This is a genomic window from Azospirillaceae bacterium (genome assembly GCA_028283825.1).
Taxonomy (GTDB): domain Bacteria; phylum Pseudomonadota; class Alphaproteobacteria; order Azospirillales; family Azospirillaceae; genus Nitrospirillum.
Genome location: JAPWJW010000004.1, coordinates 1 through 12,112 on the forward strand (window position 1 = coordinate 1; position 12,112 = coordinate 12,112).

General features: G+C 66.0%; 13 protein-coding genes. 11 read left to right on the forward strand and 2 right to left on the reverse strand.

The window, feature by feature from the left end:
• Nucleotides 1-2,039, forward strand: a 2,039-nt coding sequence (locus tag PW843_24230; protein ID MDE1149671.1) for a glycosyltransferase family 4 protein, incomplete at its 5' end; no start/stop codon positions are given.
• A 108-nt stretch (nt 2,040-2,147) separates the two neighbouring features.
• Here PW843_24230 and PW843_24235 read toward each other — a convergent pair.
• Entirely contained in the window at nt 2,148-2,549 is a 402-nt protein-coding gene (locus PW843_24235) for a DUF1636 domain-containing protein (GenBank protein ID MDE1149672.1), read from the reverse strand.
• 371 nt (nt 2,550-2,920) lie between these two features.
• On the opposite strand from PW843_24235, the gene galE reads away from it, so the two are divergent.
• Both galE and PW843_24245 read left to right on the forward strand, forming a co-directional pair.
• Nucleotides 2,921-3,901: a UDP-glucose 4-epimerase GalE gene (gene galE, locus PW843_24240; protein ID MDE1149673.1), complete on the forward strand. Its 981-nt coding sequence runs from the start codon at nt 2,921-2,923 to the stop codon at nt 3,899-3,901.
• 74 nt (nt 3,902-3,975) lie between these two features.
• Nucleotides 3,976-4,341, forward strand: a complete 366-nt coding sequence (locus tag PW843_24245; protein MDE1149674.1) for a helix-turn-helix domain containing protein — start codon at nt 3,976-3,978, stop codon at nt 4,339-4,341.
• A 635-nt stretch (nt 4,342-4,976) separates the two neighbouring features.
• On the opposite strand, the gene PW843_24250 is transcribed toward PW843_24245, so the two are convergent.
• A complete protein-coding gene (locus tag PW843_24250; protein ID MDE1149675.1) occupies nt 4,977-5,447 on the reverse strand; it encodes a helix-turn-helix transcriptional regulator in 471 nt (156 codons plus the stop codon).
• Nucleotides 5,448-5,711: 264 nt separating this feature from the next.
• Here PW843_24250 and PW843_24255 point away from each other — a divergent pair, with 264 nt between their 5' ends.
• From PW843_24255 to PW843_24290, 8 genes are all read left to right on the forward strand, one after another.
• Nucleotides 5,712-6,011, forward strand: coding sequence for a helix-turn-helix domain-containing protein (locus tag PW843_24255; protein MDE1149676.1), 300 nt, complete (start codon nt 5,712-5,714; stop codon nt 6,009-6,011).
• Nucleotides 6,012-6,016: 5 nt separating this feature from the next.
• Complete coding sequence (locus PW843_24260; GenBank protein ID MDE1149677.1) at nt 6,017-6,877, forward strand: ParB N-terminal domain-containing protein; 861 nt, start codon at nt 6,017-6,019, stop codon at nt 6,875-6,877.
• Between the two features lie 468 nt (nt 6,878-7,345).
• Entirely contained in the window at nt 7,346-7,807 is a 462-nt protein-coding gene (locus PW843_24265) for a DNA transposition protein (protein ID MDE1149678.1), read from the forward strand.
• Nucleotides 7,804-9,759, forward strand: coding sequence for a transposase domain-containing protein (locus PW843_24270; protein MDE1149679.1), 1,956 nt, complete (start codon nt 7,804-7,806; stop codon nt 9,757-9,759). Before PW843_24265 ends, PW843_24270 begins: the two co-directional genes overlap by 4 nt.
• A 62-nt stretch (nt 9,760-9,821) precedes the next feature.
• A complete protein-coding gene (locus tag PW843_24275; GenBank protein MDE1149680.1) occupies nt 9,822-10,775 on the forward strand; it encodes an AAA family ATPase in 954 nt (317 codons plus the stop codon).
• A 3-nt stretch (nt 10,776-10,778) separates the two neighbouring features.
• Nucleotides 10,779-11,129, forward strand: coding sequence for a hypothetical protein (locus PW843_24280; GenBank protein ID MDE1149681.1), 351 nt, complete (start codon nt 10,779-10,781; stop codon nt 11,127-11,129).
• Nucleotides 11,126-11,308 (forward strand): hypothetical protein, encoded by a 183-nt coding sequence (locus PW843_24285; protein MDE1149682.1) that lies wholly within the window; start codon nt 11,126-11,128, stop codon nt 11,306-11,308. Before PW843_24280 ends, PW843_24285 begins: the two co-directional genes overlap by 4 nt.
• 10 nt (nt 11,309-11,318) lie before the next feature.
• On the forward strand, nt 11,319-12,104 hold the full coding sequence (locus PW843_24290) for a DUF3164 family protein (protein ID MDE1149683.1): 786 nt from the start codon (nt 11,319-11,321) through the stop codon (nt 12,102-12,104).
• Nucleotides 12,105-12,112: the final 8 nt, after the last annotated feature.

A 12,112-nucleotide genomic window follows, 5' to 3' on the forward strand; every position in this document is an offset into this window, starting at 1 on the left:
AGGCGGGCAGCCTGGTCTCCACCGCCGTTTTCCGGGCGGGCGTGCGCTTCGACGAGGACATGCGGCTGGGGTATGAGGATTGGGATTTCTTCCTCCAGGCGGCCGGGGCGGGTTTCCGCGGACGGCATTGTGCCGGACTGACCCTGAAGTACCGCAAGCGCGCGGAAAGCATGCTGAGCGACTCATCGCGTGACGACGCCGTCATCCGCTCCTACCTGCTGCGCAAGCATGTCCGGCTGTTCCAGCCGCGCAACCTGGTGGCGCTGGAACAGCGCGAGGCGCCCCGCTACGCCATTTTCCTGACGGACCAGTCGACCGTCATCCTCACTACCGATCCCGCGGAATGCACGGAGCAGGTCAGCCTGGCTGAATTCCAGCTGCGGTGCTGGCGGGCATGGCGCGATCCCTCGCAATTCGTGGCCCCGCCCTATATGGTCTTCACCCATTCCAGCGTGCTGGCGGTCCTGGGCCGGTCCGGCCTGCTGCACCATATGTTCGCCTCGCTTGAGGAACAGCTGGAAGAGCGCAGCGCCCTCGTCCTGGGGCATCTGAGCGCCGCCAAGGCGCCGGATATGGTGGCCCTGTCCAAGGGGCCGCTGTCCGGTTATGGCCACCGCAATTTCTCGCTGGCGATGATGCCCTTGCGCCTGTTCCAGGAATGCGTGGCGGACCCAAGTCCCGCCTGGCTGGAATCCATCAAGGCCACCAATCCCCAGGTGCCGGCCACGGTGCTGGAGATCAGCCTGGACCTGCGACGGGAAAAGGTGCCCCTGCAGAACAAGGGCATCCAGCACCTGCTGTCCTCGTTCGCGGATTTCCGGGCGTCGCCGTATCGGTCCGACAGTGGTGATTTCAAGCGTTGGCGGCAGCCCGGATGCGGTGACCGCACCAAGCTGTATCTGAAGGCGCGGGAACAGATCGCCCCCGGTGCCGTGGCCTTTCCCCGCGTGGTCGACAACGGCACGGGGGCCAGGAAGAACATCGGTTTCCTGCTGTCGGTCCTGAGTTTCGGTGGCGTGGAGAAGGTGACCTTGCGTCTGATGGAGGTGCTGAAGGCGCAAGGCTGGGGCGTCCATGTCATCCTGGTGGGCGCGTCGGAGGCCTTGCTGACCTCGGAATGGCGTGCCGCCATCGACAGTGTCGCCTTCCTGCCGGAGGGGCATGCCAATGTCGGGTCCGAGCATGCCTATACGGGAACCCATCTGTCCGCCTATCGGGAATATCCTGACCAGGCGCGTGCCCTGGGGCGGCTCCACTGGCTGGACGCCGTGGTCAACTGCCAGTCGGCGGCGGGCAACACCATCATGGCGCGGCTGCGGCGCCTGAAGGTGAAGACTTTCGCTTTCCCCCATGTCATCGACCAAACCACGATGGGCCGGTCTGTGGGGCATCCTTATCTGGTGCTCCCCTACGAGCATGCGTACGATGGCGTCCTCACCTGTTCCAACGCCCTGGCGGATTGGCTGGCGGGCATGGGCGTTCCCCGGTCCAAACTAGTGCCCATCCCCAATGCCCCGGGGTACGAACCGGCGGCCGAACAGATGCGCGTGGCCCTGGAGAAGCGTGCGGCCCGCGGGCCGGCCGAGCCCTTGCGGGCCCTGTTCATCGGGCGCCTGGACCGGCAAAAGGGGGTGGAGCGCCTGGTCGAGGTGGTGCGCCTTTGCGAGGCGGAACAGCTTCCCGTGGAATGGCGCATCGTCGGCAAGAGTGTGCTGGCCAGTGAAAGCGCCGAGGCGGCCCTGTCGTCGCTCAAGGACAAGCTGGAGCCACCGGTTTCCAGCGCAAAGGATTTGACCGAACTGTATGCCTGGGCCGATGTCCTGGTGGTCCTGTCGCATTGGGAAGGCCTGCCGCTCACCATCCTGGAGGCGGGCAACCTGGAATGCGTGCCGATCGCGACGGATGTCGGTGCCGTGCGCGAGGCCGTCGATCACGGACGCACGGGCGTTCTGCTGGCCAAGGCGCCGGTGCTGGAATGTGTCGCCGCCCTACGGCAGCTCCAACCAGGACCGCGCCCTGCTGCAACAGATGGGGCGTAACGCGAAACAGGACGTCGACCGGCGGTCCTGGCGGACGGCGACGCGGGGCTTCGTCGATTACCTGGAAGCCGCCCTTCGGCCGCTGGCCCCTCCGGTGGAACCCGCGGCCTAGCCGGGGGAGCGTGGGACCGCTGGCGGCACCCGGGCGATCAGGCCGCGTTTCAGCGCGTCCGGACGCCCGCGCCAGGGCAGCAGGCCGTCGGCGGATTCGGCCAGCAGTTGCGCGCCGGCGATCAGGGCCGGCCCGCCGGTGGCCGGATCCAGACCACCGAAGACATAGGTCCAACGATCCTGTCCCTGCATCGCCGCGCTGGGTCCCCGGTTGCAATTGGCCAGGCAGTCCACGGGCACGACGCTGATGGTGCAGGCGGTGGGGGTATCGCATGCCGCCGTCTCGGCCGCTTGATACAACATCGCACCGGGACGAGGGGTGGCGTCATCGGGCGGCGGGCCGTCGGTTGGCTGGGGCCCCCGACAGCCGCGGCAGACATAGATCGTGATGTCATTCATGGGGAAACGGTGTCTCGGCAGGGCTATCGTTGCAACTGGGGGCGACCTTAGAGCAGATCGGGGAAAGGCGGAATCGCCTTGGAGCGTGGAAGTGCTCTTAAGCTGTTCATGATAGAGCGGAACGCGATCAGGTGATTCCACCTGATCGCGTTCCGCTCTAAGCGGGGGGCACGCCGGTGGAAATAAAATCGGAGGCCGCATTCCCCAGAGATGGGCGCCGCGCCATCTGTCCCTGGGGCGGCGGCGTGAGTTGAAGAGGTGCGTTGCGGTGCGCGACCATGTCCCTTAAGAGGTTGAAGGCACGCGGTGTGCGATTTGAGGCATATGTATGGAGGCCTTGGCCGGCAGGGCGGGGTCGATAGGGGTGGCAAATGACGACAACGCCGACCGTCCTGGTCGTCGGGGGTGCTGGCTTCGTGGGAAGCCATGCGTGCAAGGCCTTGGGTGCTGCCGGTTTCACGCCGGTGGTTTATGACGACCTTTCCAACGGTGTGCGCGACGCCGTCCGCTGGGGCCCGTTCGAACAGGGCGGCCTGGCGGACGAGGACAGGCTGACGGCGGTCCTGCGTCAATACCGTCCCGCCGCTGTCCTGCATTTCGCCGCTTTCATCGAGGCCGGGCAGTCGGTGCGGGAGCCGGGCCGGTTCTACGCCAACAATGTCGCCGGCACGCTGGCCCTGCTGCGCGCCATGGCGACGGTCGATCTGGCGCGCATCGTCTTTTCATCGACGGCTGCCGTGTACGGCAACCCCCAGATCGTGCCCATTCCGGAGCGCCATCCCTTGGCGCCGGTCAACCCCTATGGCCGCAGCAAGCTGATGGTGGAGGAGATCCTGGCGGATCTGTCGGCGGCCCAGTCGCTGCGCTTCGCCGTCCTGCGCTATTTCAACGCCGCAGGTGCCGATCCGGAAGGCGAACTGCGGGAAAACCACAAGCCGGAAACCCACCTCATCCCCCTGGCCCTGCAGGCGGCGTTCGGCCAGCGTCCGGAGCTTACCCTGTTCGGCACGGATTACGACACGCCGGACGGCACCTGCATCCGCGACTACGTCCACGTCGCCGACCTGGCCTCGGCTCACGTGCTGGCGCTGAAGCGGCTGCTGGCGGGGGGCGACAACCTGATCGCCAACCTGGGCACCGGCCGTGGCCATTCGGTGCGCGAGGTCATCGACACCGTCGCCACCGTCACCGGTCGGCCGGTTCCCGTTCGCCAGGCTGGCCGGCGGCCGGGCGACCCGGCCATCCTGGTGGCGGACGCCTCCTATGCCCGGCGCGAGCTGGCCTGGGCGCCACGCTTTCCGGAACTGGCCGACATGGTTCGGCACGCCGCCGCGACCCTGCCAGGGCTGTAACCTTCATCCCGTCATCGGGCCGCCGGCATCGGCGGTCCGATATTTGTCTTGAATGGGAATGATCATTCCCTAATATGGCGGCCATGACACCGCCGCTGCCGCCATCCTTGTCCTCCTCTTCCAGCCGCCGGACGCCGGCCCGCGGCCGCTCTCCCGGGCGGCCGCGTGAGTTCGACATGGACCAGGCGTTGGACCGGGCCATCGCCGTCTTTCGGGAACGCGGCTATCACGCGGCCTCCATCGCCGACCTGAAGGCGGCCCTGGGCCTAACCCCGGGCAGTCTGTACAAGGCGTTCAAGGACAAGCGCGCCATCTATCTGGCCGCCTTCGGCCGTTACACCATCTTGCGTGCGGCCGCGTTGACGGAGCGTCTGGCGGGCCAGACCACCGGCCGCGCCCGGCTGGAGGCGATTGTTAGGGGACACCTGAGATTGGAGTGAGGCGGGATCTGACGGGACATACCGGGATCCTGTGGGACAACCCAGGCAATCCGCCATCCACAGCCCCACCACGGCGCGCGCCTCGGGATTGGCGTTGAAATTGGACGGCGCCGGCATCCGGGGCGGTTTCGACACATGAAGTTGGATTACCGCCGCGCCAGCGTCCAGGGCTTTTAGGCCGCTCTTAAGCGCGCGCTGGCGCCCTCTTAAGAACGCCCAGTTCCAGGGGCGCGGCGTGCCGCCAAGAATGACGGTCGGCAGTCGAAGGGCAATTACCGGAACGGGAATATGGCCGGTGATCGACACCAAATGACGCGAATATTTGCGCCTTGCGAATATAAGGCCCACGTCGTCGTCATCGTAATCAGGCAAAACTAACGCCATCTTAACAAATACCTCCGCATCCTCCCAAGCGGGGCGTACGCCCTGGGGGTTAGCTGCATGCGGCTATGGAGGTACTTGCACTACCTCTGCGGTGGCCGGGCCGGCCGGTCCACCACCCCCGCTTACGCCCCGGGGGTAAGGCACAGTCAAAAGGTTTAGTCCTTTTGTGTCAACCCACAAGGGTGTAAACGCGCCATTAATGCTACCGGCAATACTACCATTGTAGCGCAGCGGGTGATGGAATGTGACGCTCAGCCGGCCTGCCGGTCGGTTTTTGCCTTTTCTTCCATGACCATACGGCGCTTCTCCGCGTCTGACGTGTTCACCAGGAACTGGTAGGTTTCCACCACCATTTCCGCGAACGCCCCCGGCCCTCCCAACAGCACCTCAGGTTCTTCCTGGGCCAAGCGTTGCACCGATAGGATGGCACTCCGTAGCCGCTTGGTGTCCAGCACCGCCGCCGCTTCAGCCAACGGTGCAGCCGTCTCAGCCTTCGGGCGAGCCTCGCCCTCACCGCGCAGCAGCCATTGTAAAGAAACCTGGTACAGGTCAGCAATAGCCAGGATTTTCGAAATAGCCGGCTCGGCCTCACCGCGCTCGTAGCTACCGAGCGTGTTGTTCGGGATCCCCAAACTCTCCGCTGCATCAGAGCGGCTCATGTCCCCGCGCGCCTGGATCAGGCGCTCTGCGAAAGGGGTCTGCGGCTTCTTCGGAGGGGCCATTCTCTGGAACTTTCCTGGAACTGCGGTTCTCAGGCGTGCTCGCGGTTCCAGAACCGCCGCAACCATTTGAACCAAAAAGAGAAATTCGAAAATCTCGAAAAAGCCGAGCAATTAGCCGCTTGGAACTAATTTTTTTGGTGATCGAGGCTTCCAATAGTCGAAAAACACGTCTATCATCCCTCCCATAACGAACCCTTCTTCAAAGAACCCTTCTGCGACCCTACGGAGCCATGCCGGGCAATCCGTGGAAAGGAGCACTATAGCATGGGTTGGCATCCTGCCGACATCCGCGCGGCCGTTGAAAAACGCGGCTCGACGCTGAAGGCCGTGGCCGTCGCTGCCGAAGTGCATGAGGACGCCTGCCGCTTCGCCCTGCGCCACCGCCACGTCGGTGGCGAGCGCGCCCTGTCCGAATTCCTGAACATCGCGTTGTGGGAACTGTGGCCCGACCGTTGGTCCCGTCATGGCGCCCGCCTTGATCATCGCACGAAAGAGCTTCGTGAACGCCGCAACCCTATGGGGAACGCGGCTGAGCTGTCCTGTCAGAAAAATAAGGCTGCCTAGACATCATGGTTAACGTCGCTGCACCCGCGCCAGACGCGGGATTTGAAGTCGAGATCGCCGATATTGAGGTGGCTGAACGCCTTCGGGCCATCGACCCCGCCCACGTCGCGTTGATCGCCGGGAGCATGCAGGAACGGGGACAGCTGACCCCCATCCTGGTGCGCCGCCGGCAGGGCCGGAAGGGGAAGCCGTACATCCTGGTGGCCGGTGGTCACCGTGTTGAGGCGGCCAACCTGCTGGCCTGGTCCAAGATCCGGATTGTCCTGTTCGACGGCAGTGAGGGCGACGCCCGCATGGCCGAGATCGACGAAAACCTGATCCGCCATGAACTGAACCCCTTCGACCGCGCCGTCTTCATGGCCGAGCGCAAAAACCTCTATGAGGAACTGCACCCCGAGGCCCGCCAGGGTGGCGACCGGCGCAGCGAGGAATTTCAAAACGACACCGTGTCGGTTTGGTCGTTCTCGAAGGACACCGCTGAGAAGTGCGGCATCAACGCCCGCACCATCGAGCGTGCGGTGCGCATCGCCACCCAGCTTTGCCCCGAGGCCAAGAAGCGCATCCCCGGAACCTGGCTGGCCAAGAAGCAGGCTGAGTTGCTGGCGCTCACGCACTTGGAGCCCGCCCACCAGCTGCTGGCCCTGGACATGCTGCTGGCGTCGGCGCCGACCGTCACCACGGTGGAGGCCGCCCGGAAGATCGTTCAGGGCGTCAGGGAAGAGACCAAGTCCGACACGGATAGGCAGCTGGAAAAGCTGGTCGAAGCGTGGCAGCGGGCCGGCGCGCCTGCCCGCCGGGCTTTCCTGGCGTTGCGCCAGGCCGCTGGTGATCTGGAGACCAACCCCAAGCTTGAGCAGGTGGCGTAATGGGCGGCTTCGATCCCATGGAAGCCGCCCGGCGGCACCTGGAAATGCGCCGCCGTTATATCCAGCGGATGCGTGACCTCATGAGCGCGGAGGCTTCAGTTCCTCCAACTCAGATCGAGCAGCCGCATGCGCTACGCGGAAAACTTCTTCCCGTATCCGGCGCAAGTTCCGAAGGAGATGTTCATTCGGAGGGACTTGGGGGAGCCGTTCCATGAGAGCGTCCAACCCATCCCCCAGAAGCGCATGGTTGTGCCTCAGAAAGCCGTTGAGGATGATGGCTTGTTCCATCATGACGGCTTCCAGCGCCCGTACGCTGCCGTCAATTTCGGAAAGCCTCTCCCACAATTCCTTCGTTTCTGATTTTGACATTGGTTCCCTCATCGGTTGTGTCGCGACGCCGAAGATAGGGGAAGCGCGGGTGGCCGTCACTATTGCGGTGGCGGCCCCCGTTGCCCGGAGGATTGCCTGATGGCTCATCCGAAGGACAAGACGACGCTCGACCTGTTCGAGTGGCAGCCGCCGCAGATCGTGCACCGGTTTGAGGAAATCCGGGTACGGGCGGCCACGCTGCGCCAGCGGGTTTCCCTGGCCGTCGCTGAGACCCTGAAACAGGCGGAAGGCGAGCGCGATGCCATCGCCACGCAGGTGTCCGACTGGCTGGGGGAGACGGTCACCCTGAACATGTTGGACGCCTACGCCAGCCAGGCCCGCGAGGATCACTCCATCCCCGTGGTGCGCCTGCTCGGCCTGATCCATGCCACCGGGGATCTGCGCGTGCTGCAGATGATGGCCGAGATGTTCGGGCACTCCGTCATCGACAACAAGTGGCTCCCCTGGGTCGAGGTCGGCCAGCTGGCCGACAAGAAGGATGAGTTCGACCGCGCCTTTGACGCGGCGCGGCGGCAAGCCAGAAAGGCGATGCGTCCATGAAGGAATGGTATTCCGCCTCCGAATTGGCACCCCTGTTCGGGGTCTCCATCCGCGCCGTCAACAAGAAGGCGGATGACTGGCGTAAACGGCCGATGTGGCACCCGGCCCGCAACGCCCAAGGCGTGTGGCGCCGGGCTGAGGAAGGGAACGGCTATCTCTACCACTACGCCGTCCTGCCGGCCGTGGTGAAGGCGAAGTTGGTGGTGGAGAGCGCCCCCGCCCGCGACGACGACGAACAGGAACGGGCGGCGACAAAACGCACTCTATCGGCCGAGGCGGCCTGGGACCTGTACGGCCGCGCCACCGACAAGAAGAAGACGGTGGCCAAGGGACGCCTGACCATCTTGCAGGAGGTCGAAGCCCTGGTGGTGGGCGGTGTGGCCAAGAACGTGGCCGTCGACATGGTGTGTCAGATGCGCGGCGTAGGCGTCAGCACCTTCTACCTCTGGGAACAGCGGGTATACGGGGTGGCGCGGCCCGACTGGCTGCCCATGCTGATGGATCACCGGGCCGGCCGCCAAGTCGAGGCCGAATGCCACCCCGCCGCGTGGGACTACCTCAAGTCCGATTGGCTGCGCGGTGAGGCCCCCACCTTCACCAGCTGCTTCCGGCGCCTGGAGAAAGTGGCAAAGGCCCAGGGCTGGCTACCGCTGCCGTCCGGCAAGACGCTGGAACGCAGGCTGGAAGCCCTGCCGGTGCCGGTGAAGGTGCTGGCCCGTCAGGGGCTGGAGGCGCTGAAGGACTTGTATCCGGCCCAAGAGCGCGACCGCGGCCACTTCCACGCCTTGGAGGCGGTGAACGCCGACGGCCACAAGTGGGACGTCTTTGTGCAGTGGCCTGACGGCGAAATCCTGCGCCCGCAGATGGTGGTGATCCAGGATCTGTACAGCGGCATGATGCTGGCGTGGCGGGTGGACAAGAGCGCCAACAACGAGGCGGTGCGCCTGGCCATCGGCGACATGGTCGAGCAGTGGGGCATACCCGACAAGATTTGGCTCGATAACGGGCGGGATTTCGCCAGCAAGTGGATCACGGGTGGCACCCCCAACCGGTACCGGTTCAAGGTCCGCGAGGAAGAGCCGGCCGGTATCCTGACCACCCTGGGCGTCGAGGTGCACTGGACGACGCCCTACAGCGGCCAGTCCAAGCCCATCGAACGCGGGTTCCGAGACTTCGCCACCGACCTGGCCAAGGATCCAGCCTTCGCCGGGGCCTACACCGGCAACAAGCCTGATGCCAAACCCGAGAACTACGGTTCCAAGGCCGTGCCGCTGGAGACCTTCCTGGCCGTCGTGGCGGACGGCATCCGCGAGCACAACATGCGGCGCAAACGGCGCAGCGCCGTGTGCGGCGGCGTCCATAGCTTCGCCGACGTGTTCAACGCCAGCTATGCCCAGGCACCGATCCGTAAGGCCTCAGGGGAGCAGCGGCGCCTATGGCTGATGGCTGCCGAACAGGTGAAGGCAAACTCCGAGACAGGCGCCGTCTCGCTCAACGACAACCGGTACCACGCCGAATTCCTGTTTGAGCATCGCAGCCGGCCGCTGGTGGTCCGCTTCGACGGCCAGAACCTGCATGCCGGCGTGCACGTCTACCGCCAGGACGGTGGGTACCTCGGATTTGCGGAGTGCGTGCACGCCGCAGGCTTCGACGACGTTACGGCCGCCAAAGAACACGCCCGGCTGCGGCGCCAGTTCATGCGAGCCACCCGCGACGCCATGGCAGCGGAAAAGCGCCTGACCATCGAAGAAGTGGCGGCCCTGCTGCCGAGGACGGAAGAGGCGCCTGCGCCGGAAACGAAGGTGGTTCGGCCCCTATTCCGCAGCAACGGGGGCGCGGCCCTGGCCGTCCAGCACGATCCCGACGCGGCGTCCGACACCATGACCGATGCCGATTTCAGCCGCGCCTTCACCGCCGGCGTCCGCCACCTCCGGCCTGTGCCGGTGGAATGAAAAACGGGCCGGGTCACGGCAATGACCCAGCCCGCGAACACGAGAACCAAGGGGACTTTAGCATGAGCGTTGTCACCAGTGAAATGATGAACCATCAGGATCCAGACGCGGTCCGCAGCCACGTTCGCGAGGCCCTGGCCGAGGACAAGATCAGCCAGGCCGAGGGCGCCCGCCGCGCCGGCATGGCGGAAAGCACCTTCGCCGCCTGGTTGGCGGGAACCTACAAGGGCAACAACGACAAGGCGACGGCCGACGCTCAACGGTGGCTGGACGCCCGCCGGTCGCAGAAGGTCGCCGCCGCCACGGTCATGGCCAGCCCAGCCTTCGTGGAAACCGAGACGGCCTTGGAATTCATCGGGGCGATGCAATACGCCCAGATCGCCGCCGACCTGACCACCATCGTGGGGGTGCCAGGCGTGGGCAAGACGCGCGCCGGGGAGGCCTACCAGGCGCGGACGCCGCATGTCTGGCTGGTCACGATGACGCCGACCACGTCGAAGCCCAGCGCCATGCTGGCGGAGATCTGCGCGGAAATGGACATCCCGGAGAAGTCCAGCACCAAGCAGGCCCGCGCCATCGGCCGCTTCGTGAAGGGCAAGGGCGCCTTGCTGATTGTGGACGAGGCGCAGCACCTGCGGCCGGAGGCGTTGGACGAGCTGCGCGCCCTGAACGACCGCTACGGCCTGGGCATCGTGGTCATGGGCAACCTGACGGTGGTGTCCCGCCTGGAAGGCAAGAAAGCCGACTACGCCCAGCTGTACAGCCGCGTAGGGGTGGGCCTGACCTGCCTGAAGCCGCGTGACGGCGACGTGGCCGCGCTGATCGGCGCCTGGGGGGTTCAGGATCCGGAGGAAGTCGCCTTCCTGACCACCGTGGCCCGCAAGCCGGGGGCGTTGCGCGCCCTGGACAAGACGATGCGCCTGGCCGGCACGCTGGCGGCCGGGACCAGCGAGGCGCGCGGCATGCGCCACCTCAAGGGCGCGCGGTCGAAGCTCGGCCGTGGCGCGGAGGGCTAATTCATGGATATCCGTGCGATCCCCGAGCAGATCGGCGCCCAGGCTGTCTGGGATGGTGGCGACGGCCTGGTCGAGGCCGGCTATGTGCTGGACTGCAGCGGCCTGGTGATGGTGGTGCGGCGCCGCGATGGCGGCATCACCGTGCCCGTCTCCCTGCCGCGCCTGGAACACCACCAGCACGACGCGGTGGCCCTGGCCGTCAACGTCATGCGGGGGGTGTCCAACCACATGCCCGTCGCGGCCGAGACGCTGTCCCTGGCGGCGGCGGTGGTGGTGCTAGCCGACCGCCTGCAGGGCGTGCCCCTTACGCCGGCGCTGGACGGCAGCGGCCTGGTGCAGGCGGTGCCGTCATGACCGGCCGCCACACGCCGCCGGCCTGGCGCAGCGCCACAGCGCGCCGGCGCCGGTTCACCCCAGCGGCCCGCGCCCGGGCCTTCGCCTGCCTGCTGACCATGACGGGCGTCGTCATTTCCCCCACTCCCCGGCCGCGCCGTCGCGGCTTCATCACGCGGCTGATCGCCGCCCTGTTCTGAGAGAGGCACTATGCTTGACATCATTCTTGCGGATTTGGAGCCGATCCCGGTCATCCCGACCACCGCGCCCACCCTGGCCAAATGCCTGGTGTCGCTGATGACGGCCTTCGACCGGACGGATGCGGAATTCGCCGGCGCCTGGCGGGCTGCCTGCGCGGCGTTGGAAGCCGTCCCCAGCGTGTCAGCCGCTGTCTTGACCCTGCAGGACGGCGATTACTGGCGGGCCGAGGACGGCAGCCTGGTGCCCGTGCGTGCGGTGAAGGAGGCGGACAAGGTCGAGGACGGCTTCGTGCGTAGCATCGCCGCGGCCGCCCTGCAGCTGTCCGGCAGCCTCGCCCGGTTCAAGGGCATGGCCATGAGCGAGGGGCAGGCCCTGGTAGACCTGCTGGGCGCCGACTATGGCGTCAAGGTCGGGGGCACCAAAGGCAACGTGTCCTTCTACACCTATGACCGGGAATGGCAGGTGGAGTTGGCGAAGGCCGACAAGTTGTCGTTCGGCGCCGAAATCCAGGTGGCGCGCGCCGCCCTGGAACAGTGGGTGCAGGAAGCCCAGGGCGCCCCTGAACTGAAGCTGATCATCAACCGCGCCTTTGGCCTCGATGCCGAGGGGCAGATCCGGGCGAACGAGCTGTTCCGCCTGATGGCCTACGAGATGCCGGGCGAGACCTGGGCCGCCGCCATGAAGGCGTTGCGCGACAGCATCCGGATCGACGGCAAGGCGGAGTACTTGCGCGTCCGCCGGCGCAACTCCGAAGGGCGTTACGACCTGGTGCCCCTCAGCCTGGCCAGCGTGTGAGGGGGCGG